Here is a 24,123-nt window from a genome sequence, read left to right as displayed (position 1 = left end):
GGAGGGGGTAATTAATTCAGCTTGTTTCGGTTTCTGGCTATGGCTAAACGGGCTTAGTTCTCCTGGTTTTGCTGCGTGTTGCAATTTGTTTTGAAGGGTATCTCTTGAGGGGCAAAGCACGGTTTTGAGATTAGAGACTGCATTCTTGAGGCAATTTTTAACAATAATTGTGACAAATGGTTAATTGATATTAATATTAATTATACAAGTGATGAGATTTTTAGATTCAGCGGTGTTGTTGTTCGACTTGTCCTGTTCCAATTTATTGTTTTTATGACACTTTTTGTCTGTTTCGCAGGGGGTTTGTATGAAAGATGAGTACATTAATGTAATGGCTAATGTGACCGAAAGGGTACTCAGTGAAATGGCTAACATTGATGTGCGGCGCACCATTATCAAAGAGGAATCCCGCCCCAACTCTATCTATGCACAAACGTATACCATTAAGTTTAGCCATTTGAGAAAGAACATTAGCGGCGCAGTGCATTTCTGTTTTGATGATACTGAAGTGGCAAACTGTGTAGCGATGTCTCTGGCAAAAAGAATAGGTGCACCCGAAAAATTGGAACACCGAGACGACTATCTTTGTGAACTGCTAAATACTGCTGTAGGCCTCACCTTAACCGATTGGGAAGCTATAGGGTTTAGCGCTTGTATGTCTCCGCCGGAGATGAAAGAAAACAGCGTTGTATCTATGCCTTACTACGGTTGCAAATCGCGAATTGTGATAATGGCTTTAGATGTGGGCAGTCTAATATTCAAAATTGTTCTAACCGACGACACTTATAACATTTTGCTTGGCAAGCGCGTTTTAGTGGTTGACGATTCTATGATGATTCGCAACCTACTAGAGCGAAAGCTTACAGCGGTAGGGTTTTCCGTTGAAACCTCTTCTGACGGCGTAGAAGCGGTTGAAAAAACCCAGTTGTTCAAACCTGAACTCATCGTTATGGACCAAAATATGCCAAGGCAGTCTGGATTGGATGCAATTGTTGAGATTCAAAAATTTGCCCCGGATATTAAAGTACTGATGTTAAGTTCTAGTTCGCGTATCGATGAACTCAACACCGCTGCTACTCTGAATGTGGTGAAGTACCTAACCAAGCCAGTTAACGTGGTAGAGATATATCGAGAAGTTGGTAAGGCCTTGATGAAGCGCGACTGAATTGGTAATGACGCCTATATGGCTTAGCTAGTTTGCACTATGTACGCTCAAGGGGGCGTATAGAATACACACTACCCCCTGCTGTTTCTTGCTCTATTTTGTTTTTAACTTCAATCACCACTTGGTTTGTTCTTGCTTACCTGCGACAATTGCGCGGCAACTTATACTAGGCAAAAATATTATGAAACTTTTAGTGCGCAACTTAGCGCGAACGACAACAGAGCAAGAGATTCGCGTTCTGTTCTCTGCCCACGGCAGTGTTACCGAATGCAATTTAGTTCTCGATCAAGAAACCGGTCTGTCTAAAGGCTTTGCTTTCCTTGAAATGCCTGACGATAACGAAGCGAAAACAGCCTTAAATAGCCTAAACCTCACTAAGGTCGCGAACAGTAAAATCCGCGTAAAAATCGCTCAAAGCTAAGCCAGCAGGGGGAGCCAGTTCATCGGCTCCCTTTTTAGTTCCGGATTTTCTTTCGCAGTGGAATACCTGTCCATTCAGTCAAACATTTGGTCCTTAATACGGGAAGTATGCCTTGATTTTCTATCCGTAAACACGCAGTCTGTTTTTGCCCATGTTTATCGATTATGGAGAGTATCGTGTTTATAAAAGAAGCCTCAGAGCTGACAGGAGCAACGCAAAGAGCGATTCGGCTATACGAATCTCTTGGCCTGCTAGAAGTTTCGCGTTCAGGAAAATATCGCGTTTACAATGATGCCAATATCAACCTCATAAAGATCATTAAAGAGGGGCAAAAGTTGGGAATTCAGCTCTCTGAAATGGTCAGTCTTAAAAAAGGCCAAGAGGAGTTTGATTGGCAAGTGGTTAGAAACTTTCTCATTGAAAAGGAACACGACGTTGAAGCAGAGATACAACGGCTGAAAGCGCAAAAAACAGAAATACAGAACTATAGAGAGTCGATAACTTTTTGCTTAGAAGGGGTTGACTCTCACCTATAGGTAAGACCTTAAACTACTCTTTTCTTATTTTTGGACAGTGGTTAAATGAAAAGAGTACTCGTGGTTAATGCCAATCCTAAACAAGATAGTTTTTGTAAATCTATTGCCGATAATTATGCTAAAAGCGCCGCTTTAAATCACCAAGTAAAGCAAGTTCACATCAGTGAAATGGATTTTCAGGTTAGTTTGGACGCAGGTTATGACAACTTGGAAACTTTGGAGCCAGACTTACTTCACTTTCAAGAGCTAGTGCTATGGTCTGAGCATGTTGTGATTGTAAGCCCAGTGTGGTGGGGAACCTTACCTGCAAAGTTTAAAGGCTTAATAGACAGAGTGTTTCTACCCGATTTTGCGTTTAGATATGTAGAAGGCAAAACCTTTCCAGAAAAATTGCTGTCTGGGCGAAGCTCAGATCTCGTCATCACCATGGATACTCCCCCGTTTTTTTACAAGTACTTCAAGGGCAACGTAATTTACAAACAACTGAAAACATCTATTTTGGATTTTTCAGGAATTAAAAATCAATCTTCAATGTATATCGGGCCAGTAATAGATTCTGATAGTAAAAAGAGGAAGCGTTGGTTGGACAAAGTATCAAAATTGGCTTTCCGGTTGCGTTGATACTTTTCGAACACACCGTTTTGTTGCATAGAAAAAGTAAGAGTTATTGCAGCTTTTTGATTTGTTGAATTGATACTTATGAATGACGTGATTGATGATCGTCAAGTGCTATCTTCACCCTTGTCCACTATGTTAATAGATCAAGCATTGAATAGGATTAAGGGTGGTAGCATGGGGATTAGCTTTTCTGAACCAGAAAAACTAAAAGAAATTTTTGATGGGCCAAATCGTTCACAATGGCAGGGTACGGAATATATCCTTTCTAGCCTTGCAATTAGAAAGGACGACATAATTGCTGACGTTGGTGCGGGTACGGGTTACTTTTCACGTCTGTTTGCCGAACGCGTCACTCAGGGTAAGGTTTACAGTATCGACGCCGAGCCTAACATGGTGTCTTACATGAAGCAGCGCTTTTCCACCTCTTTTGAAAATGTGCAGGTGATACAATCCGAACCCGACAATCCACACATACCTGCTGATACCAAATTGGTGTTTATCGCTAACACCTACCGGTTTATTGAAGATCGAATGCGCTTTCTATCTAATCTTAAAAGTCAAACCAGCCCCACAACACGCTTCGTCGTGATCGACATAAAGGGTAATAGAGGGCAAGTTCCCTCTGATAAAGCTATTTCTGAATGGGAGAATGCTGGTTTTATGGTCGAAATATTTGATGAAGATGGTTGCCCAGAACACTTCATTCTAATAATGAGTCACCAACAATAATATAGTTAATTTTTAACAATTATGAGCGAAGTAATTATGTATTTTTCGCTCTTTTTTCACACCTAATTTCTAAAATATTTACGATGTTTTCCTTCCTTTTCTATAAAATTATTCCTAAATTTGCATTTTATTTTTTTGATTTTGTAAATATTAAGTCAATAAAAGTGAATGTATATTTTTCATTTGGTATTTACGTATTTATTCTAATTTCCATGTTTATAAATAATTAATTAATGATATAAAAACAAACTGTCACTATTATTAACAAGTTTTAGCTTATCGGGATGAAGATCTGTAAAAATAGCCGTTCTTGCCCTATTTAGTGTGATTTTTGTCTTGTTTTTCTGGGTGGTAAACCGTTTGGTGTAAGGGTTATCGTTTAAAAACACTGTTCTAAGTGTGTTTGTTTATTTATAAATATTCATCGGAAAAAATAATGAAAAAACTTGATTTTAAAAAATCACTACTTATTTCTTTTGCATTGCTTGTTACTATTTCTGTTTCGTTATCTAGTTATTATTCTTATATAAAGCAAAGGGATCTCTTACATTCTCATATTAGAGAAGATGGGGAAAAAGACACATTCACTCAAGCCAAATTGATAGAAAGTCGCTTAGTGGAAAAAATCCAGGGCTTAAATAAACTTGGTCAACGTTATGAGAGCTCAGATATTCAGGGTAGTGAACAAGAACTCATTGAACTTACACATCAAATAGCTGCATCAATGAACCTTAATAGCTCAGTAGTCGCGTTTACTAATGGTGACGCATACTGGAATCAAACGGCAAAAAAATGGCCAAATCACAAGTTAATCGACGATGTGACTAGTCGTTCTTGGTATCAGTTTGGCCGTGAAAGCGATGTCGCCGATGTTACCGCCCCTTATTTGGGTGAAGAAAGTGAGATTATGTGGATTAGCATCGTGCGCAAGACCCTAAGCGGTATGATCTCGGTAGATATGGAACTGAGCTTCCTCAGCACGTTAATTTCCGAGCAATCTCAAAAAGAAGGTTCCAATGCGTTTGTGGTGGACAATAACGGCGTGATACTCGCGTCTTCTTCTCCACTTCTAAAAGTTGGTGGACACATCGGCGACACTGACTATTCTCAGCTGGTGAGTTCCGCCTTTGGAAAGCCCTCTTATCACGAGAGATTGACAGTAAGCCATCAAGACCAAATGTTCTTTAGCCACGAAATCACCTTGGGCAGCAAGAACTGGTATTACATTACCTCGCTTGATAGCAACACGCAGCTTCAACCATTAGAAGAAGTACGCAACCAAGCTCTCCTAAGTACCGCTTTAGCTGCCGCTTTAAGTTCTATCTTTGCTTTTGCTCTTTTGCAAATGCTTTATCGCCCAATTACTGCAATTAAACATATGATTTTGGGTTTGTCTCAGGGTAATGGTGATCTGACTCAGCGACTTCCAGTAACCAGTAATGATGATTTAGGCCAGATTTGTCATGGTGTTAATGAGTTCATTTCACACTTGCACCGTATCGTTTCCGATATTCGACGAGCAAGCCGAACCTTGACTGAATGCGCAAACACTATGAATAGTAAGAGTGCCGAAAGTTCAAACAAACTGGAACATCATGTTCTAGAAACCGAACAAGTGGTGACCGCGATAGAAGAGATGAGTCTAACCGCCAATTCTATGTCCAGCGATGCTGAGCAAACAGCTGAACGTATTCATGAAGCTCATATGGCTGGTAAACGCTCTCAAGGAGCGGTTGATGAGGCAAGATCTTCAATTAATGAGTTAAAACTAAGAGTGCAAGAGACGGTCGATAACGTTGATGTCATGTCAAAAGAGAGTGAAAACATCACCTCAATACTCTCAGTCATTACTGATATTGCCGAGCAGACGAACTTACTTGCCCTAAATGCAGCTATTGAAGCTGCTCGCGCTGGGGAGCAAGGGCGAGGATTTGCTGTCGTAGCTGATGAGGTGAGGAACTTAGCGAAGAGAACGAAAGATAGCACTGGCGAAATTTCTGTCGCTCTCGAAAGATTGACCTTAGGTAATCGCTCTTTAGTGGAATCCATTGGCATCACGATGACGCATTGTGAGGAAACAGAACGTTCCACATCGAATGTTACTAATGAGCTAGAACAGATGATTATGTCGGTCTCATCGATCAATGACTTAAGTACCCAAATCGCGACTTCATCACAGGAGCAAAGTTCAGTCACTTTGGACTTGAGTAGCAATATGAACAACATCAGTTCAATTGTTCACGAACTGAATGAAAACGCGAAGGGCAGTTTAGTTTCCGCTAATGAAATCACAATCAACAACCAAAAGTTAGACGATATTGTCGCCCTGTTTAAACTCTAGCTTGCAGAGTGTTCGGTCTCGATAACGAGTGAGGGCAGGGCATATATGTCTTGACCCGAATCAATCCTAAGCCTCATCAGAGGTTTAGGATTTTACAGGTATGACCTTGGTCGTAATTCTTTGTGCAAGCGGAGAGGTAAAGAAAGAGACAAAAGCCGCAGCAGGCCAAGCCAACATAAACGCCCGTCCCCAAGATTGCAAAAAGTCTGGGGTGAAGCCTAAGTTGATAAAAGTCACCCATAACGTCATAAAAAACGATAAGAAGAAAGACATAATGACGGTGAACAAAATACGTTGTTTCATGTTACATCCCGGTAGTGGTATCTGAGTAAGAAAAATATAGTGAAACCCATTGGTGATTTCTATATCTTAATTTGAGTGTTAAAAACCCAAATATGAGTTTTATATGTACGATAATCTTGCTTTGTTTGTTGATGTGGTGGAAGCCGGTAGCTTTAAAGCCGCCAGTAAGAGAAACGATATCCCATCCTCCACTATAGGAAGACGTATTAAAACGTTGGAAGCAGATCTATCGTGTAAACTTCTCAATAGAAACAGCCATACGTTCGAAATGACCAGAGAAGGTCGCAAGCTGTATGACAAGGTTAACTACCACGTAAGTGCCTTAGATTCCGCTGTAAAAGAACTTCGAGATGACGTTTCAGGAAACAAGGGACACATTAAGCTGTTAGCACCTACTAACTTGTTTTCCAGTATCGTCAAAGACCCATTGTCAAACTACTTAAAAGACAATGCGAACATTGAATTAGAGCTAGAGCTTAGTAACGCGATGGCCAATTTTTACTCCTCCAATGCGGATATCGCTATTCGAGTAGGCAAACAAGAGGACTCGGACTTAACGCAGGTGAAAATCGGCACGATCCAAACGGTGCTAGTTGCAAGCCCCAGTTACTTAGTTTCGGTTGGTAGCCTAGTGGTTCCGCAAGATCTGGATAAACACAGTACTATAGTGACTGAACCGCTAACCGTTTGGGATCTCTATCAAAATGAAGTGCCATCCCATACGACCTATATGCCGAATAATAAACGAATAAAACTGAATGATTTATTGGTTTCCAAGCAGTTAACTATGAAAGGCTTAGGGATATCTTTGCTTCCCATTACCGAAGTGTGTGATGAACTTAAGACGGGTGAGTTGCAGAGAGTTTTACCTAATTGGCAGGGAAAAGATCGCGATGTTTACATCATCTGGCATCGAAGGCAACTGCTTAGCACAAGAGCTGCCAAGTTAGTGGACTATCTCAAAAGTCACCTAAGTTTTGAGTAATGGACTGTTGGTTGCTAACAGGGGTTACTGGCACGCCATTTTGTTGTTAGAAAGTTAAACAGTAAGTTTTTAGCGGACATTATCATAAATTAAATTGGGTTTGGGGCGTTTTTTTCGGCGGAATTAAAGCCTTGTAAACCGAGAGTTAGCTCGTAAAACACTGAATTTTCAGATTGTTTCTAAATGTAAATACCTCTCTTTTGTAAATGTAACTGTAACATTGAATTACAGCAATGTTATGAATCAATCACATTTCTAGATTACAAGTTATTAAAACTTCCCAGCTAGTTCCTAAGTTGGTTCACTGGCAAGGCTTTTTAAGTAATTATGCATGACGTTGGCTATGTAATTTATAATAAGGATGATTCATGAATTGGCATGCTTTTTCGATTCGGAACCGTATTTTCTTCGTTTTGGCTTTTCTATTGATTCTTTGCAGTGTATTCACTCTTGGACGTCAGGCAATGACATCCCTAGAGCAAGAACTCACGCAACTGAAAGAGCAAAGACTTCCTGATGAGCTAAAAAAGCTGTCTTATGAAGTCAGTGCCGAAATCTTACCCATGGTGTCTGCATCTCAGCTAATGACCAACAACAAGTTTATCGAACAGTGGGTACGCGACGGTGCTCCAGAAACTCAGGCACATTTAGTTGGAGATTCGTTAGCGAAAGTGCGTGACTTGGTATCGGTCGATACCACTTTCACCGTACTAGAAACCGCCCGAGGAACGGAATACATTCAGTTTTCTAGTGAAGGCTTCTCACGCGTCATGCTTTCTGATTATCCCTTTAAGGACTTTTACCCTAGCTTCCTAGCCAAAGACCAAGATTTTGAACTCGCTTTAGAAGATTTTGGCGAAGTCTTCATGATGTTTATCAACTACCGCTCTGATGCAATCAATCCAGTTACGCAAAAGCCTATTGCTGTCGCGGGGATCGGTGTGAACGTCAATCGCATCATTGAGATGGTAGAAAAACTCAAAATAGGCGAGCAGGGCCATGCACTGCTAGTCACTGAGCAAGGGGAGATACAGGCCAAAGGAGATGCACAACATCTAGAGTCATTCGAAACCAGCCATATCAAAGATTTATTGAGCAGTAAGACCGACTACAGCGTCGCGGAAAAAGTAATCAATGGCCAAACTTACTACTTGGGTGCGATTTGGGTACCGACCCTTGACCGATTCTTAGTGGTTGAAGTACCAGAAAAACAGATTACCGCACCTGTTTATCAGGCATTGGCGAGTTCAGTGCTGTTTATTAGCCTGTTTATACTCGGTTCACTTGTGGTTCTTCACTTTGCTGTTGGACTGCTAACCAAACCAATCCTTTCCATTAGCGACGATGTAAAGAGTGTTGCTGATAACCTCGATCTTCGCGTGCAGGTTCAGACAAAAGACAAAGCAGAAATTGGTTCTCTAGCCAGCTCTGTTGCACATTTATTGAGCTCATTAAAAGATTCGCTCACTACCGTAAACGAAGCGGCTAAAGTGACGGACAACGCGATACAAGACCTTAATCAGCAAGCAACTGAGTTAGCCTCGGCTTCTGAACAAGAGCGCCAATCGGTAGAGCAAATTTATTCTGCTTCCGCAGATATCACCGAGCAGTCTAATCAGATGTCAGATCTTACCGCCAATGCGAGTGAGTTGTCACACCGAGGTAATGATGAGCTGAAGAGCGCGGATCAGGAGTTACAAAGTTCGCTTACCTACTTGCGAGACCTAGAGCAGGGAATGCAGTCTAGCAGAGCGAGCTTAGATCAACTCAATGGTCATATTGAAAACATTGTCTCGGGCTTGGAAATTATCAGCAGTATCTCGGAGCAAACTAACTTGCTCGCCCTTAATGCCGCTATCGAAGCCGCACGAGCAGGAGAGCAAGGCAGAGGATTCGCAGTGGTTGCCGATGAAGTGAGGTTACTTGCACAACGAACCAATCAATCCACGGATGAGATCCAAAATATCATCACGCAATTGCGCGGTGCTTCGGTAGAAGTAACCGAACAAATTGTCGAGTCGTGTGATAAGAGTATTGAAACGCTAGACAATCAAAATCAGGTGGCAAACCGCATTAAAGAGCTGGACAGCTTTATGCAAACGCTGTTTGAGATTAATGAGAATATCTCTGAAAGCGCGGCAACTCAAAACCAGTCAGTTAATGATATACGAGTGCATTTAGAGACGTTAAGCGCGCAAAGTGAACAGACATCAAGACTGTTTGAGCAAAGCCAAGCCTCAACAGGAGCGATAGGCAGAGAAATGCGCAATCTCAGAACGAGAGTGGATATGTTTAAAGGGGTTTAACTACCAATTAAGCTGTATATACCATGATAAAGCCACCGTTATAACGGTGGCTTTTTGTTGTTATCTGCCTAGCTCGGACAAGTATTAGCTGTTTGCTAAGCTTTGCTGAGTCGTTCCGGAAAGCCTTTTAAGTAGGATCGCTTTGATGGCGGTAAGGTGTGGGAACTCGAACAACATACCAATGGTAATAGTGGCGTAAATCAAAGGCTGATCAGGTATGGCCACGGTTGTTAAGCCAAGCATTAGCGGGGCATTTCGCGCAGCCGTAGTGAAGCTGAGAACACAGTGGTCGCCATAGGGCAGATTAAACGCTTTCGATACCAATTCACTTAGTACTAAGGTAATGATAAAGAAGGCAAAGATCGCACCAAACAGCAAGGGAAGAATCGATAGGTGAGACGCCAAAACACCAATGTTGGCGGCAAAGATATTGGCGACTAGAAATCCTAACGTCAAAGGAATAGCAATACGGCTTAGCTCCAGTAGAGTACTCATAAAGCGACGCGTAACTATGCGCAATACAACCGCTGCTGCTAGTGGTTGAATAAACCAGTCAATGAGCATCATCAGATCGATTTTGTAGGATACAAAAGTATCAAACATTAAAAGATAAACGGGGAACAAAATCAGTTGGGTGATCATATTAACAGGAAGAAGGGCAGCACCGAGTTCCACATTGCCTTTAGCGACTCTGATAAAACCTAAATACCAGTCGGTGCAGGGCGCCATAAAGTAAATCACAAGACCGGTATAGAAGAGCGCTTGGCCAGAGAGAAACAGCGAAGCGACAGCAACGCCAATCAAAGGGATCACAACAAAGTTGGTAACCCATGCGATGCTGAGAAACTTTAGGTTGGTAAATCCTTTAAAAATCCCTTTAATCGGTACTTCAAACAGCAATAAAAACACCAAAACAAGAATCGTAGGGTCGACCAGTTCACCGGCGACCTCCCCAATTTGAGGCTGAGTGAAGCCAAGCGTCGAACCTATCACTATCGCCACTAAAATAATCAGCGTAGAGTGGTTAGATATCTTTGATAAATGTGAAAAATCCAAATTTTTCATTGTTGTCCTCTTTAGTTGAGCGTGGCGACTAACAAATGCACTCTTGTTCTTCGCAGCAAGTTAAGTCGTCTAATAGCATTCCCGCCTGTTGGTATTCTTGTAATACGGAAGTGTCGAGTTCTAACTCAGCACCTATGATGCTACATGGTCGGGCAAATCGACCGCGGAACTTGTAGATAAAACACAAGAGTATGTCGCCGTGTTTGAGTTTGGGACCTGATAAGAAGATATTTCGATATTTAGTCGATTCATCGAACATGTTCAAAACAGGAAAGCCTTCCTCTCCCGTGTCGAATAACTCTTGAGCAGGGCCCAGATGGGTTATGAAACCAGTGCAGTTAATTGGTGTAGTGGGGCTATGATGCTTGTTGCCAGAATCGGAAATCAGCTCATAACCATCCTGAGTTGAAGAGATGCTATCGACCTTAAAACCTGTCTCTAAGGTGACTAAGCCTAAATCACTTAACGATGCTAAACGACTGGCCGTAAATGGGCTGAGCACGCGACTGGGGTCATAAGTACTCCCTTGGTCAGGGTTTCCTTCGTCTAAGATAGTGACTTTTTTACCACGCTTAGCAAGGTGATAAGCCGCGTCGACACCACTCTCGTAACACCCTATCACCGTGTATTCATCTTGTTCAAACTCATCCCAAGAGTAAACGTCGCTGTTGTGGATACAGAGTTCACTGCCAGTAAATGAATTTTTGTTTGGGAAGAAGTATTCACCGCCAGCCCAAATCACAAACTGGGTGTGAATTTTTGTCTGGTTATCGGTGTGAACATAAAAGGTGTTGCTTGGCGTTGGTTTAATTTCAGTGACGACTGTATTCTCACGAACGTTAAGCTCGTATAGCTTAGCGATGTTTCTGAGGTATGAGGCGTACTGCGCGCCGCTTGGGTGTTCACTTCCAAGGCTAAAAGCGGGAGAAGAATCTGGAGTAATCGCGTTGAGGTCGGTTTGGTGATAACCGTTACTTGGAAACGATGGTGTGATCATTTTCATCTGTTTTGGCCAAGCCTCGAAACTGCTGCCAACCTCATTCTTGTCGAGAATGATCATGTCCTTCTCTTGAATACCCATTTTTTTTAACAGGGCGGCGCAACCCAACCCTGATGGCCCTGCGCCAATAATCGTTACTTTTGTTTGAATACTGTTTGTCATTGCGGTTTACCATAATAATTTCGCAATGTTATAACATAACAATTTCTTTCTATCACTATAAATGAGAACTAATATCATTTGGGTTGGTTATGGGTTAATTTTTTTTGCTTGAGTGGCAGTTAAGCGGCTTTGCAGTGAAGTCGGCTTTTTGGCAAATTTTCGTCAGTGACTAAAACGTACCGTGTTTGAAAGAAATCTGCCCCATTTTAACCGATTTGATACGGTTAAACTGTTGAAATATAGCCAATAACCCGTATCGGACATTTACTCCCCGTATCGATCTATAACCTCTTTTCGCCACAGGCTAAATTGTAAAACTTCTACCCTGCTTTTATTTTTGACTGGTGATATTGAGAATTATTTGCGTTAAAACCTATAGGGGTAGCAACATGCCGCGTGTACCGGATACCTGTGATCAAAAGCAGCCTTAAGGCCAGTGATAGTAAAGCGCCGCTGAACTTTAAATAAGGCAGCTGGTAGTGATCTTTTTCGAGCACTAGACATCGAGGTTGTCCAAAAGTCTATTCAAATTTCAACGATATGCGCTTGTTAAAGGATTAAGCATGAATGCTAAGAAGTCTTGCATTGCTATAGCTGTCGCAAGTTTCCTGAGTTGTAGCTACTCATACGCGAGTGAAACTGCTGTCTTCTACCACGAACCAACAGTTGTTACTGCACAAAAGTTCTCGGAAGAAGAACAAAAAACACCAATTAGTACAACTATTATCACCGATGAGCAGTTGGAACGTTCGGGTGCTGAAAACACATACGATGTAATCAATAGCGCACCAAACGTTACTATGATCAAAGCGGGTAATCCTTCCGATGCCGGTTTTATGTCAATGCGTGGTATTACACCAACGATGGAAGGTAGCCAAACTGTACTCTTTCTTGTCGATGGGGTGCCTTACCACATGTTTGACATGGAGCTATTGGATGCTGACCGCGTAGAAATTCTTCGTGGACCTCAAGGTACACTATATGGCCGTAATGCCTCATCAGGTGTAATTAGCGTTGTAACCAAAGACCCAAGCTTTGAACGCGAAGGCAAACTCATTGCGGGAATGGGCAACTATAACGAGAGCAAAGCGGGCTTTATTTCTGGTGGAGCGATTGGAGATAGCGAAACGTGGGCTTACCGAGCGGCATTGCAATATCGTCATGGTGACGGGTATTGGACACGCGCAAGTGATGGCAAAGAAGATATCGATGATATTGATGAATTCAATGGCAGAATAAAGTTGGGTTGGATGCCACTAGATAGTGATTGGCATGTGATTACGACATTCGAAGCGCACCACAGGGATAATGGAGACACCTCTTTTGCTTCGCTACAACAGATTGAACGCGATAGCCACAAAGTGTATTCAGATTTTGAAGGTCGTGTAGACGCTGATGTTTATTCTGGCTCTATTAAGGCCGTTTACGAAGGTGAAAGCATCAATTTTGAGTCTATCACCGCCTATACCGAAGAAGACAAAGAAGACGATTTGGATAGCGATTTTTCTGCTTATCCGGTCGCAGTATTGTATATGGATGTGGAACATGAGCGCTTTACACAAGAGTTTCGCTTTAGCTCAAATACCGAAGATGATTTGCGTTGGTTAGCGGGTCTGTACTATTTCGACGAAAGAGCCAGCAATGATATAAAAATGGACATGCAGGTACCAACGCCGATGGGTATGTTCCCTTTGACCAACCATAAGGTGTCCGAAACGGATACGCGCAACATCGCGTTGTTTGGCAATGTATTTTACTCTATTACTCCTGAATGGGAGCTGATGGCGGGTCTTCGCATCGATTACGAAGAATCTGACTTTACCTTTAACAACCAGTGGTCAGCGCTAAATCCAAGCGTAAGCGGTTCGCAAGACGTTGATCAAACAGAGCTTCTGCCAAAAGTGGGAGTTAACTACTATCCAAACGATGATCTCATGTTCTACGGCTCTATCGCTCGCGGCTACAAGAGCGGTGGATTTAACATGTTAACGCCACCGGGGTATCCAACGGAATTTGAATCAGAGTTTACCCTAAACTACGAAGTCGGTATGAAAAGCGATTGGTTAGACAATCGATTGAAATTTAATACCGCGTTGTTCTGGATTGATTGGGACAACCAACAAGTAGAACAGCAGATCTATCCTGAATCCTTCACTGAAAATGCGGGAAGCACGGTTAGCCGTGGTATTGAAGCCGAACTTTCATGGTTTGTTACCCCAGAGTTTAGATTGTTTGCATCAGGAGGCTACAACGATGCACACTTTACCGATTATACTAGTCGAACATTTGACCCAAGCGGTAACCTAACGGGTACAGCGGACATGTCTGGTAAGCGCCCAGCCAGTGCGCCTCGATATGATTACTCGGTTGGTTTCGATCTGAATTTCTGGGAAAACTACTTCTTCTACGCAGACTACAACGTGTTAGGAAAAATGTACTTTGATGTCGCCAATACGCAAGAGCAGGATGACTACGGGGTACTCAACCTTCGCACCGGTTACACATCAGACAACGTAGATGTGACGTTGTGGGCGAAGAATGTACTTGATGAAGAGTACATTACACGTGCGTTTGCGATGAGTAACAATTGGTACGGGCGCTCAGGCGAGCCAGTTACCTTTGGCCTTACAACCAGTCTGAAGTGGTGATCACAACCGTTAACAGGTGCTACCTACGGGTAGCACCTACTGCTGTAAGGACAACGCTTTGGCAACTGACTTAACCACTCTGCAAACCAAAACCGTTCAGTTGGGTGAGAACAAAGAGGCGAACGTTTCGCAAATCACCCTTGACGATGGACTCTCGGTACTCGTTATTGATTTTAATATTCGAAAATCCATCACTATGCATGGCAACAGCGATCACTCTGACGTGCAGTTCTCTTGCCTAATCTCCGGCAATGTTGATGTGGCAACGGGGGACAGACGGGTATCATTAACGAGTGGTGGGATGTTGGTGACACATGTTCCCACTAATGGTTTTGAACTCACGGTGACGCCCGACACCCGTTACGTCGAGATCAGAGTTAGCCTAAGTCGATTAAAGTCGCTTATCGGTAATGATTACCAATCGGTGATGGAAAGCCTTTCAGGCGAGGGAACATGGCAGCCAATAGGCTTTACTTACGAGAATCGCCAAGCCGTGAACGAACTTGTCCGTCAGCTAATGCAGCCTAAACTTTCGCAAATCAAAATCTATGGCGCGACGCTCAACTTGATTGCGGTTCAGTTAGACGCGTGTATACCACCTGATCAATATGCTTTGCCTGAGCGCACCTATCGACAGCTTCATCACGCCCGTGATCTGTTACTCGCAGACCTTACCAAAGCACCGACGATAAAAGAGATCGCCAATCAGACGGGGCTCAATCCAATTAAGCTGAAATTTGGGTTTAAACAAGTGTTTGGAGAAAGCTTGTATGCGTTTTTCTTAAAGCATCGAATGGATGAAGCAAAGGTGTTGTTGCAAAAGCAAGGGGTAACAGAAACGGCCGTCTCCTTGGGTTACAGCAACGTGAGCCATTTCAGTAGCGCATTTAAAAAGCAGCACGGATTACTCCCCAGCGAAATGAAACGCTTGCTAGACAAGTAACGCCGCTAAAAGCGGGCGTAAAAGGAACATACAATTGAATACACAAACCTTAACTCAACCCCGCCAAGGTATATCACAGTTATACATAATGTTGGCGTGCTTATATTTGGTTCAGGGCATACCTTTAGGATTGGCATTTCAGGCATTTCCCACCTTGCTACGACACGAAGGACTGAGCTTGGACTTAATAGCACTCACACCTATTGCAGCATTGCCATGGGTGTTAAAAGTGTTTTGGGCACCCTTGATAGATAACTATTGGTCCGTACGTGTAGGAAGAAGAAGAAGTTGGATTATTCCACTGCAAATACTCAGTGCGATATGCTTATTCTTAATTGCAAGCATTGAGCTAAATGCCCACTCGGCCGTTATCGTTCTTTCAATCATCTCACTACTGGCATTGTTCAGTTCCACACAAGATATTGCGACCGACGGATTAACCGCCGAACGGGCGAAAGGCTCAAAACTAGGGCAAGCGAACTCAGTTCAAGTCGCATTTTTTATGGCTGGGATGATAGTGGGTAGTTCTGGTGTTCTAATTGGTGAAGAGTATCTTGGTCACTTCAATACCTTTATGGCAATTGGGGTATTACAGATCTTGTGTGTGCTCCCTGTTGTTTTTTGGCGAGAGCCAGAGCCCAACCGCGAAGACTTAGTTAACCCCGGCAAAATCCGCAAAGTTTTTTCCAGACCTTATTCTCTACACATGCTCGGCCTAGCGCTTTTTACCACCATGGGCGGCGCAGGACTGTTTGGCCTTATTAAATTGATCCTCGTCGATTCTGGATGGTCGATGACACAGATAGGTTTTATATCAGGTTTGGGCCACAATTTAATGGTGATTGCGGGATGTATTATTGTTACTCCTTTAATTCAAGCCAGCAGTGTCTGGCGAGCTCAAACTCTTGGCCTGATGGTTTTAATCCTTAGCGGAGTAGGCTGGTATGTCATCTGTTCTCACGGCTATCTAGAACCTTGGGCAGTATGGACGATGACAATTCTTACGGGATTGAGCATTGGCATGAATACCGTTGCGGCTTATACACTCGTTATGGGCTTTGCGCGAACGGGTACACAGCCAGCAGTGGACATCGCAGGTTACCAAGCCAGCCAAACATTAAGCCACACACTGATAGGAATGATTGCCATTGGCCTAGCAAGTGTCACCAGTTACGCTTCGGCATCATTACTGGCGATTCCCATTTCAATTATCGCGTTGTGGTTCGTCTACCGATGCAAACAAGTGAACTAGTTAACAAAGGCAGCCATAGACTGCCTTTTATCTATCACTAAAGAGTACAATGAAGTTTCCTTGCGGGAGTTTGTTCTAACCAATTTTTTCTTCCAAACTCTTTCTTCTTTGCGGCCTTTGCGAAACCGACTGAGCGTTAACCAAAATCAATGGTTGGCAGCGGCAATCAAACTGGAACGAAAGCGAGCCACTATCGTGGGATGCAAGGCAGCGTTGACGTAGCTAAAAGGAAAGGCCACAAAAAGCGTGTTTATGCCGACACTCTTGGCAGCGAACCATCTTTGATAAGGGCAAAATCTTATACAGTTCGTTAACAAGAGTCGGACATGAGTGAGAGAGTGAGGAATTTTAGTCATAAATAGAGTGATTTTCTGATTTTATGGACACTCCAGCCAAAGCAATTCTGTGAATATAATCCCACCGTTAAAAGTAAAATCTAACTTGTATTAATAATGTTAATAAGAAATATTCACTATTTTTGAAACATTCTTTAGTTACAAACATTAAAAGCAAACAATTTATTAGTTTAGCGTGAATAAATAACTATTAGATGATTAACTATGCGTAGTATATGACTATATAGTGAATATAGGTTTTGAATTTCGTCACATTCAAAATGTAGAAGTTTAAACTACTATCTTTTCTCTTGCTGAAATCAGACGTGAAATATGAGTATGTTTTAATATATATTCTAAATATAAGGATAAATACTATTATGAGTGGCGGAATTATTAAAGTTTCCAGAAATACAGAAAATGCTCCACTAAGCCAATTTTCTACTCAAACCGTGGCATTTTCTCACTACAACAATATCTCAGCCCAACTACCTGTAAGTCCAACGACTGGCGGTGTTGTAACTGGCACGGTCGAAGACCAAGTTAGACAATGTTTAACCAACATCAAATCGATAGTAGAGAGTATTGACCATGTGATGAGTGATGTCGTCAAACTTAACATTCATTTAAAGAGCGTCGCGGATATTGATGCAGTGGATAGCGTTTATCCTGAATTTTTTAATGAGTATGTTCCAACGCGATCAGTGGTTGCTGTTGATGCGTTACCACTCAGTGATGCATTGGTGCAAATCGATGCTCTAATCTCGAACGGTGAAGGAACCCCGTGCCAAGAACCATGTGATTTAGTCAAGCTTGTACGCAACACTGAAAACGCACCGCTAAGCGCTTCATCAACTCAAACCGTTGCATTTTCACACTACAATAATTTGACCGCTCAGTTACCTGTTGACCCAATGACAGGGGAACTCGCAGCTGGTGGAATCAAAGAGCAAGCGGCACAATGTCTTCACAATGTAAAAGCGGTACTAGAAAGCATTGACGTACCATTTGATGATATCGTGAAGGTTAATGTCCACTTAACGGATCTGGCAAACCTTGCTGCTGTTAACGAGGTATACACCACCTTTTTCCCCGACTCATCGATTGCTAGAGCAGTAGGTTATATGCCGGCCCGCACTGTGACTTCTGTTTCCGAGCTTCCTATGGGTGCACTAGTACAGATGGAAGTTGTGGTGTCTCATGGTGATGGCACGCCCCCTCAAGAAGTTGAAGATCGTCATGGTATTGTTATTCGTGCGAGAAACACCGACAAGGCGCCTAAGAGTGTATTACATACGCAGACGGTGGCGTTCTCTCACTATAATCATATTGCTGGCCAATTACCGATATTACCTACAGAAGATAAAATTGTTGAAGGCGGTATTTCGGCACAAACTATTCAGTGTCTAGATAATATTAAATCCGTTGTGGAGAGTATTGACCACGTTATGGACGATATTGTAAAGGTTAATATTCAACTAAGAAATATCGAAGATATAAATGTAGTTAATGAAATATATGTAAAATATTTTGATAAAGAACTACCGGCAAGAAGCGTAATTGGTGTATTTGATATTCCTATGGGAGCAGATATACAGATTGATGCGGTTATGTCTAATGGAGAAGGTACACCTCCGCAGTTATAATTTGTTAAACCACGTAACTTTAATTAAAGGAGAGGAGCCTAGCGTCCTCTCTTTTCTTTTTCTTTGCATATGGAATTCAGACGCGATATTAAATGATTTTGATCAACGCTGTTAGCAAGCTAAGTGATTATTATACTCTCCATTCCATATATTAATGAGTGTTAATTTGAACGCCGCACTGCGAGCTAGCAAGCTAAATCCGTATCTCTATTATTTAGGCTTATTTGCGATTTGGACAATAGCTGAATTTATCCTGATACCAACCTACCCAACGCTTAACCCAGTTCTAAAGGTGTTAGTGTGGGTGTTGCCTGTATTACTCTTGATATCTTCTGGCGAGAATGAAAAGCTGGCACCGTACTTGGGATTAACGCGTCCTTCCTCATCAAACTTAATGTGGATAGCGGGTTTCGTTCTAGTCACGTTGGTTGCGATTGGATTAAGGCCTGACTATCAAGAAAAACCTAGTATTACTTTTGATGGTTTTGTTAACGCTGTCTTGTTGGCGGGTATTACCGAGGAAACTGTCTTCCGAGGCTATCTACTTAAAAAGCTACAGGAGTCGAAACCTTTTTGGAAAGCTAACCTAATCCAATCTTTGCTGTTTGCTGCGATTCATTTGCCTATCTGGTTAAGAACTGATGCTCCTATCCCAATTGTTGCTCCTTACGTGTTGATGTTAGGAGTGGTATTTGGCATGGTTTACCGCCATAGTCGCAATTTATGGATCGTTGTCGTGCTGCATTCACTGCATAATTTGTGGGTGATAGCTTAATCCGCCTGTTTCGTATTGAGAGAACATACCTTAATGATGAACGTTAGCCTCCAACCTATTGGTGAACACCAGCGACATATCTTAGAAAACTTATTTCCCTTTTACATTTACGATATGTCCGAATATATGGGTTGGGGCCCAAATGGTGATGGGTGCTACCCTTATGACAACTGTAACTTCGATGTCTACTGGCAGCGAGATGATCACTTTCCATTTTTCATTTACTGCAATGAGCAACTTGCCGGTTTCGTTTTGGTGCGAAAGTACCCAAATGATCGAGAAAGATATGATATTGCGCAATTCTTTATACTGAGGAAGTTTAAGCGACAAGGCATAGGTACTGAGGTATTACATCAAGTTTTAAACCGCTTTCGCGGAAAATGGCAGGTGCGTGTCCTCCTTGAAAACCATGGCGCTTTAAATTTTTGGCAAAAGGCGATTAGCAATGTGCAGATAGCGACATCGAAAAATGTCAGCGACTGGATGTGGATTTGGTGATGCACTTTTTGTATTTTAATTTTAGCGGTCGATAAATACCATTGGGCCTATCTAATAGGCTCTATATCTAGAACTACCTTTTATCACTTCCCAATATACCCATGACATGTACTCCAATCTCACCGATATTGAGTGAAATAACGTCTCATTGTTGAGAGTTATTATCATCAAGCCATTTATATGTGATCGAATTTAACCTACTGATAAGGTGGAAATTTATGTGCTTTTCCTCTTGTAGGGGTGCAATTACCTGTATTCATCCGATTTCTTATTGTGATCTGAGTCACCTTGAGGTCATGGGCCTTTGCTATATTTGAATAGTTGCAACCAGTTTCATAAATAAAATAAACGGTAGGTTGGCTATGTTTAAGAACTTAAAATTAGGCTTTAAGGTTGGGATAGGGTTCGGCGTGGTGTTAACACTGCTGTCGGTCGTTTTAGGGGTCAGTGTAATGGCTTTGCAAACCGCTGATGACGGTATTGTAGAGTATCGGGAACTAGCGCGAGACACCAACTTAGCGGGGCGACTGCAAGCGAATATGCTCATGGTTCGCATGAACGTCAAGGATTACCTCATTACCAAAAGTGATAAAGATATTCAGCAGTACCAAGAGTATCTAGACAAAATGAACAACTTCTTGGAAGAGTCGAAGCGGGAGATTCAAAAACCGGAACGGGCACAATTGGTTGCTCAAGTCGACCAATCGATCCTTCAGTACGAGCAAGCTTTTGATAAGGTCGTCAACTTGATTGCAGAGCGCAATGCGGTGGATCAAACGCAACTGGTACCCAATGGCGAAAAGATGCGTGAGCTAATCTATCAAATTATGAACTCCGCTTTTGTCGACGGTGATGCCGACGCTACTTATTACGCTGCCAATGTAATGGAAAAAATGCTGGTCGGTCGACTCTACGTTGTGAAGTTTTTGCAATCGAATAGCGAAATCGACTTTGACGTAGCCATCGAAAACATGCAACGAGCGTTGCAAACTGAAATTGACCAGCTCGATATCAATCTTCAAAACCCAAATCGCAGAGCTTTATTAGGTGAGTTTGTCAAAGCTCATGACAATTATGTTCAAGCGATGAATGACATTCACAACCTTATTTTGGTAAGAAACGATATCATTGAAAACACGTTGGACGTGATCGGTCCGCAGGTTGCACAGCAAGTGGAAGAGGTAAAGCTTTCCGTAATGCGTGACCAAGACTCTCTGGGGCCAGTATTGAAGGCTAAAACGACCAACAGCGTAAAAACCTCTGTGTTCTTATCCGTAGCGGCGTTAGCTATTGGCATCATTGCGGCTTATCTACTCACTATCGCTATTACTCGACCAATAAAACGAGCTGTGGAAGCGGCAAATCGCTTGTCAGAAGGTGACCTAACAGTCAATGTAGGCTCTACGGCAAAAGACGAAACTGGTAGCCTGTTGCGGGCAGTGCAAAATACCGCAAGCAACTTGAAGCAGATGATTTCGACGATTTCATCTGCCAGTCAGGAACTGGCTTCGGCTTCGGAAGAACTTGCCGTGGTTACAGAGCAGCAATCCGAGGGAATCAATCGCCAAGAGACGGAAACCGAGATGATCGCCACGGCAATGAACGAAATGGCGACAACCGTTCACGACGTGGCCGACAATGCCGCAAACGCGTCAGATGCGGCTAACCAAGCGGATAATACGGCCATCAGTGGTGCCAGGTAGTCGATAAGACGATTAACTCTATCAGTATGCTGTCAGATAGAGTGAACCACTCGTCTGAAAAGCTAAACGAAGTGCAGCAAGAAGTAACCAATATCAGTTCTATATTAGATGTTATTCGAGGTATTGCAGAGCAAACAAACTTGCTGGCATTGAATGCGGCGATTGAAGCGGCGAGGGCGGGAGAGCAGGGCAGAGGCTTTGCAGTCGTCGCCGATGAGGTACGCTCTCTGGCAGCAAGAACGCAGGGGTCAACGTCAGAAATACAAACCTTAATCGAACAGTTGCAAAGCGGTACTCAAACTACAGTGGATTCTATGGAAGAAGGTAAGGTTCAAGCGCAGGAATGTATGCTGCTCGCGAATGATGCCAATGAAGCGCTTCGATCGATTACCCAATCCATCACCGTGATCAACGATATGAACTTACAGATTGCTAATGCTTCAGAAGAACAGAGCACGGTCGCCGAGGACATTAATCAAAGCGTGGTTAACGTCAAATGCATTGCAGAAGAAAACGCCGCAGCGTCAGAGCAAACGAGAAGCTCTAGTGCAGAAATTGCCAGCTTAGCAGAAGAGTTAAACGGTTTAGTGGCTAAGTTCAAAGTGGCTTAACTTTTCAAGAATATGCTTCGTGGGGGGAGCATGGGGCGCGAAAGCGCCCCTTTTTTATTGGAAATTGCTCGACTCAATCATTCATATTGGCGCCGAACCTTGGCGTTACGTATTTTAGTTTCTTGGCATCAAATGCTACTTGGCTCACCGTTTTGTTGCTATTTAAACCAAATTCAGAGATATTGAAAACTGGCGTTTTTTCAGTAGGTAAGCATTACTTGGAACCAAGGGGTATTGTTCACAAATGGAGCGAGCCTGTTTACCTATTCCAATCAAATGAAAATATCAAAGCTAATACATCGTGAGCATTTTGAAGGAGTATGCGGTGATAAGAGAAATGGATATCTCAGATTATTCCCAAGTGATTGAGTTGTGGTCTGAAACGGAGGCAATGTTACTACGAGATGCAGACTCTAGAGAAATTATAGAAAAGTATCTAAAGCGAAATCCGAATCTTAGTTTTGTCTCTCTTGATGGTGAAAATATTGTTGGCGCTATATTAGTTGGCACCGATGGGCGTCGTGGCTATGTACAGCATTTGGCGGTTAACCCTAACTATCGCGGCAAGGGTCTCGGCGCCAAACTAATTTCAGCGGCAGTGGAAGCCTTATCAGAGATAGGTATTGCGAAGACTCATCTGTTTGTTGCTAATGAAAACATCAATGCGCAAGCTTTCTATGAAAAACTAGGATGGTTTCCTCGCGACGAAGTACGCATGTTCTCTTTTAATTCTTCGAACTGTGGCAATATCTAGCGGAATTTATGGAAGCACTTAAGCCAGTTGATTAGCTTAAGTGTTTTTGGGGAAGTTGTGATTGTCCCAATACCGCTACAATCAAAATATGCTTTTTGTTTTTTGTAAAGAAAACGGTGTGTTTACCAATTGGGAAATAAAAGCCATTTGGGTAAATGGCATGGCAGCTTTTTCCTAAATCTGGATTATCAGCTAACATTTGAAGTCCAGATGTAAGCGTGTCTTTATAGGCACGCCATTGAGATTGTGAAAAGTTATCAACAGTATAGTTTCTAATCTTGCGCAAATGAGACTGAGCCAATGTGCTCAATAAATATTTGTTTTTGCTCATCATCTAATCACAATGAATCAATAAATCTCTTGCCTTCGACCGTAGCATCATTGTCTATGTCTTCCTGCGCCGATTTGAAGCAGTGTTTGAGGTACTCAACCTTCATAGCTTCTAGTTCTTCAAAGTCTTGGATAGACATGACAACCACCGCGTCTTTACTGTTTTTACTGATCTTCACCGGCTCTCGCTGCGCGCGCAAAAGTAACTCGCCAAAGTTTCGTTTGGCATCATTGGCTGTTAATGTGTTCATAGTAGTTCCCAGTCGAATAACAGTTAAAGTATAGTAAATCACACAAAATGTTCAATTTAATTAAATCGTGCGATTTATATTGGATTCAAGTTTGCTTCATACAAGCAATTATGTCTGTCAAAGCCTCTATCTGCGACAGTACCAACGACTCACATTAGCGAGTTGAGTGCTTTTTACTTAGTGTGAACTCGTCTAAAGTTGCGGTGATGCCTTTTGCCATGTCACTCATATCAACGGCGATCTGAGAGCTGCTAATAATCTTCTGGCTGGTATTTTCAAGCAGTTGGGACAAGCACTCTTGCGCTTCTCGTAACTCATGTATATTTCGTGACTGATTATCGATTTGGTGGGCGATATCACCTTGCAGCGCAACCGTTCGAGAAACGGATTCGGATATACCATTAATGGTGGCTACGGTTTGCTCGCTGGATTTTTTGCTGCTTTCTACTTCGTTTTGCAAGCGTTCAACAGATTCCACAGAAACCTTTACGCGCTCTGTTAAGCTGTTTAATAGAGTACTGATCTCTCCAGTAGACTCGTTGGTTTTACTTGCTAAAACGCGAACCTCATCTGCTACAACCGCAAAACCGCGACCTTGTTCGCCAGCTCGGGCGGCCTCAATAGCTGCGTTTAACGCGAGTAAATTAGTTTGCTCAGCGATGCTTTGGATAACATCGATAATACTGTAAACCTGCTCGGCAACTGAACTTAACTCAGAAATGTTTTCCGACACGGTTTGAGATTCA

Annotated in this window: 22 protein-coding genes and 1 pseudogene; 17 read left to right on the top strand and 6 right to left on the bottom strand. The window is 42.5% G+C overall.

The window, feature by feature from the left end; genetic code table 11:
- Positions 1-307 precede the first annotated feature (307 nt).
- The 6 genes from BLO31_RS23365 to BLO31_RS23985 all read left to right on the top strand — a co-directional run bounded on the left by BLO31_RS23365 (position 308) and on the right by BLO31_RS23985 (position 5,810).
- A complete protein-coding gene (locus BLO31_RS23365; protein ID WP_084660000.1) occupies positions 308-1,165 on the top strand; it encodes a response regulator in 858 nt (285 codons plus the stop codon).
- Positions 1,166-1,346: 181 nt separating this feature from the next.
- Positions 1,347-1,586, top strand: coding sequence for an RNA recognition motif domain-containing protein (locus BLO31_RS22350; protein ID WP_070972156.1), 240 nt, complete (start codon positions 1,347-1,349; stop codon positions 1,584-1,586).
- A 176-nt stretch (positions 1,587-1,762) separates the two neighbouring features.
- The gene (locus BLO31_RS22345; protein WP_245688559.1) at positions 1,763-2,122 is read left to right on the top strand and encodes a MerR family transcriptional regulator; all 360 of its coding nucleotides are present in this window, start codon (positions 1,763-1,765) and stop codon (positions 2,120-2,122) included.
- Between the two features lie 45 nt (positions 2,123-2,167).
- Positions 2,168-2,743: an NAD(P)H-dependent oxidoreductase gene (locus tag BLO31_RS22340; RefSeq protein WP_070972150.1), complete on the top strand. Its 576-nt coding sequence runs from the start codon at positions 2,168-2,170 to the stop codon at positions 2,741-2,743.
- A 171-nt stretch (positions 2,744-2,914) separates the two neighbouring features.
- Positions 2,915-3,469, top strand: coding sequence for a class I SAM-dependent methyltransferase (locus BLO31_RS22335; RefSeq protein ID WP_070972206.1), 555 nt, complete (start codon positions 2,915-2,917; stop codon positions 3,467-3,469).
- 436 nt (positions 3,470-3,905) lie between these two features.
- Complete coding sequence (locus BLO31_RS23985) at positions 3,906-5,810, top strand: methyl-accepting chemotaxis protein (protein ID WP_070972147.1); 1,905 nt, start codon at positions 3,906-3,908, stop codon at positions 5,808-5,810.
- An 84-nt stretch (positions 5,811-5,894) separates the two neighbouring features.
- Here BLO31_RS23985 and BLO31_RS23360 read toward each other — a convergent pair whose 3' ends face one another.
- Entirely contained in the window at positions 5,895-6,113 is a 219-nt protein-coding gene (locus tag BLO31_RS23360) for a DUF2798 domain-containing protein (RefSeq protein WP_084659999.1), read from the bottom strand.
- A 103-nt stretch (positions 6,114-6,216) separates the two neighbouring features.
- On the opposite strand from BLO31_RS23360, the gene BLO31_RS22320 reads away from it, so the two are divergent.
- Together BLO31_RS22320 and BLO31_RS22315 are read left to right on the top strand one after the other, a co-directional pair.
- Positions 6,217-7,098: a LysR family transcriptional regulator gene (locus BLO31_RS22320; RefSeq protein ID WP_070972141.1), complete on the top strand. Its 882-nt coding sequence runs from the start codon at positions 6,217-6,219 to the stop codon at positions 7,096-7,098.
- 368 nt (positions 7,099-7,466) lie between these two features.
- Positions 7,467-9,404, top strand: coding sequence for a methyl-accepting chemotaxis protein (locus BLO31_RS22315; RefSeq protein ID WP_070972138.1), 1,938 nt, complete (start codon positions 7,467-7,469; stop codon positions 9,402-9,404).
- Between the two features lie 84 nt (positions 9,405-9,488).
- Here BLO31_RS22315 and BLO31_RS22310 read toward each other — a convergent pair whose 3' ends face one another.
- Positions 9,489-10,469 carry an arsenic resistance protein gene (locus tag BLO31_RS22310; RefSeq protein WP_070972135.1) on the bottom strand — a complete coding sequence of 327 codons (981 nt, stop codon included), beginning with the start codon at positions 10,467-10,469 and terminating at the stop codon, positions 9,489-9,491.
- Positions 10,470-10,497: 28 nt separating this feature from the next.
- Positions 10,498-11,631: an NAD(P)/FAD-dependent oxidoreductase gene (locus BLO31_RS22305; RefSeq protein ID WP_070972131.1), complete on the bottom strand. Its 1,134-nt coding sequence runs from the start codon at positions 11,629-11,631 to the stop codon at positions 10,498-10,500.
- 563 nt (positions 11,632-12,194) lie between these two features.
- Between BLO31_RS22305 and BLO31_RS22300 the strand changes: the two genes are divergently transcribed.
- The 9 genes from BLO31_RS22300 to BLO31_RS22260 all read left to right on the top strand — a co-directional run bounded on the left by BLO31_RS22300 (position 12,195) and on the right by BLO31_RS22260 (position 22,796).
- Entirely contained in the window at positions 12,195-14,279 is a 2,085-nt protein-coding gene (locus BLO31_RS22300) for a TonB-dependent receptor (protein ID WP_084659998.1), read from the top strand.
- Positions 14,280-14,337: 58 nt separating this feature from the next.
- Positions 14,338-15,222: an AraC family transcriptional regulator gene (locus tag BLO31_RS22295; protein WP_070972128.1), complete on the top strand. Its 885-nt coding sequence runs from the start codon at positions 14,338-14,340 to the stop codon at positions 15,220-15,222.
- Between the two features lie 88 nt (positions 15,223-15,310).
- Positions 15,311-16,474, top strand: a complete 1,164-nt coding sequence (locus tag BLO31_RS22290; protein WP_070972200.1) for an MFS transporter — start codon at positions 15,311-15,313, stop codon at positions 16,472-16,474.
- 715 nt (positions 16,475-17,189) lie between these two features.
- Positions 17,190-18,455 (top strand): Rid family hydrolase, encoded by a 1,266-nt coding sequence (locus BLO31_RS22285; RefSeq protein ID WP_070972125.1) that lies wholly within the window; start codon positions 17,190-17,192, stop codon positions 18,453-18,455.
- Positions 18,456-18,621: 166 nt separating this feature from the next.
- Entirely contained in the window at positions 18,622-19,230 is a 609-nt protein-coding gene (locus tag BLO31_RS22280) for a CPBP family intramembrane glutamic endopeptidase (protein WP_070972122.1), read from the top strand.
- A 33-nt stretch (positions 19,231-19,263) separates the two neighbouring features.
- Entirely contained in the window at positions 19,264-19,728 is a 465-nt protein-coding gene (locus tag BLO31_RS22275; RefSeq protein ID WP_245688558.1) for a GNAT family N-acetyltransferase, read from the top strand.
- A 362-nt stretch (positions 19,729-20,090) separates the two neighbouring features.
- Entirely contained in the window at positions 20,091-21,431 is a 1,341-nt protein-coding gene (locus tag BLO31_RS22270) for a methyl-accepting chemotaxis protein (RefSeq protein ID WP_070972119.1), read from the top strand.
- A 41-nt stretch (positions 21,432-21,472) separates the two neighbouring features.
- Positions 21,473-22,042, top strand: a complete 570-nt coding sequence (locus tag BLO31_RS22265; protein ID WP_175443277.1) for a methyl-accepting chemotaxis protein — start codon at positions 21,473-21,475, stop codon at positions 22,040-22,042.
- 337 nt (positions 22,043-22,379) lie between these two features.
- Positions 22,380-22,796 (top strand): GNAT family N-acetyltransferase, encoded by a 417-nt coding sequence (locus tag BLO31_RS22260; protein WP_070972113.1) that lies wholly within the window; start codon positions 22,380-22,382, stop codon positions 22,794-22,796.
- Between the two features lie 31 nt (positions 22,797-22,827).
- Here the strand turns inward: BLO31_RS22260 and BLO31_RS22255 are convergent, their stop codons facing one another.
- From BLO31_RS22255 to BLO31_RS22245, 3 genes and pseudogenes are all read right to left on the bottom strand, one after another.
- Positions 22,828-23,127 carry a type II toxin-antitoxin system RelE/ParE family toxin gene (locus BLO31_RS22255; protein WP_070972197.1) on the bottom strand — a complete coding sequence of 100 codons (300 nt, stop codon included), beginning with the start codon at positions 23,125-23,127 and terminating at the stop codon, positions 22,828-22,830.
- Between the two features lie 7 nt (positions 23,128-23,134).
- Entirely contained in the window at positions 23,135-23,377 is a 243-nt protein-coding gene (locus BLO31_RS22250) for a type II toxin-antitoxin system Phd/YefM family antitoxin (protein WP_070972111.1), read from the bottom strand.
- Positions 23,378-23,531: 154 nt separating this feature from the next.
- Positions 23,532-24,104: pseudogene (locus tag BLO31_RS22245) on the bottom strand (methyl-accepting chemotaxis protein); the annotation flags it as partial.
- Between the last annotated feature and the right edge of the window lie 19 nt (positions 24,105-24,123).

This window comes from Vibrio sonorensis (genome assembly GCF_001854765.1).
Taxonomy (GTDB): Bacteria; Pseudomonadota; Gammaproteobacteria; order Enterobacterales; family Vibrionaceae; genus Vibrio; species Vibrio sonorensis.
This window is presented reverse-complemented; position numbering and strand designations above follow the sequence as displayed.

Excerpts from the sequence above, each read along its gene's own strand:
- BLO31_RS22305 (WP_070972131.1), bottom strand. The coding sequence starts at position 11,631 with ATGACAAACAGTATTCAAACAAAAGTAACGATTATTGGCGCAGGGCCA.
- BLO31_RS22340 (WP_070972150.1), top strand. The coding sequence starts at position 2,168 with ATGAAAAGAGTACTCGTGGTTAATGCCAATCCTAAACAAGATAGTTTT.
- BLO31_RS22335 (WP_070972206.1), top strand. The coding sequence starts at position 2,915 with ATGGGGATTAGCTTTTCTGAACCAGAAAAACTAAAAGAAATTTTTGAT.
- BLO31_RS22315 (WP_070972138.1), top strand. The coding sequence starts at position 7,467 with ATGAATTGGCATGCTTTTTCGATTCGGAACCGTATTTTCTTCGTTTTG.
- BLO31_RS23985 (WP_070972147.1), top strand. The coding sequence starts at position 3,906 with ATGAAAAAACTTGATTTTAAAAAATCACTACTTATTTCTTTTGCATTG.
- BLO31_RS22285 (WP_070972125.1), top strand. The coding sequence starts at position 17,190 with ATGAGTGGCGGAATTATTAAAGTTTCCAGAAATACAGAAAATGCTCCA.
- BLO31_RS22350 (WP_070972156.1), top strand. The coding sequence starts at position 1,347 with ATGAAACTTTTAGTGCGCAACTTAGCGCGAACGACAACAGAGCAAGAG.
- BLO31_RS22270 (WP_070972119.1), top strand. The coding sequence starts at position 20,091 with ATGTTTAAGAACTTAAAATTAGGCTTTAAGGTTGGGATAGGGTTCGGC.
- BLO31_RS22260 (WP_070972113.1), top strand. The coding sequence starts at position 22,380 with ATGGATATCTCAGATTATTCCCAAGTGATTGAGTTGTGGTCTGAAACG.
- BLO31_RS22275 (WP_245688558.1), top strand. The coding sequence starts at position 19,264 with ATGATGAACGTTAGCCTCCAACCTATTGGTGAACACCAGCGACATATC.
- BLO31_RS22310 (WP_070972135.1), bottom strand. The coding sequence starts at position 10,469 with ATGAAAAATTTGGATTTTTCACATTTATCAAAGATATCTAACCACTCT.
- BLO31_RS22250 (WP_070972111.1), bottom strand. The coding sequence starts at position 23,377 with ATGAACACATTAACAGCCAATGATGCCAAACGAAACTTTGGCGAGTTA.
- BLO31_RS22255 (WP_070972197.1), bottom strand. The coding sequence starts at position 23,127 with ATGAGCAAAAACAAATATTTATTGAGCACATTGGCTCAGTCTCATTTG.
- BLO31_RS22300 (WP_084659998.1), top strand. The coding sequence starts at position 12,195 with ATGAATGCTAAGAAGTCTTGCATTGCTATAGCTGTCGCAAGTTTCCTG.
- BLO31_RS22290 (WP_070972200.1), top strand. The coding sequence starts at position 15,311 with ATGTTGGCGTGCTTATATTTGGTTCAGGGCATACCTTTAGGATTGGCA.
- BLO31_RS23365 (WP_084660000.1), top strand. The coding sequence starts at position 308 with ATGAAAGATGAGTACATTAATGTAATGGCTAATGTGACCGAAAGGGTA.
- BLO31_RS23360 (WP_084659999.1), bottom strand. The coding sequence starts at position 6,113 with ATGAAACAACGTATTTTGTTCACCGTCATTATGTCTTTCTTCTTATCG.
- BLO31_RS22320 (WP_070972141.1), top strand. The coding sequence starts at position 6,217 with ATGTACGATAATCTTGCTTTGTTTGTTGATGTGGTGGAAGCCGGTAGC.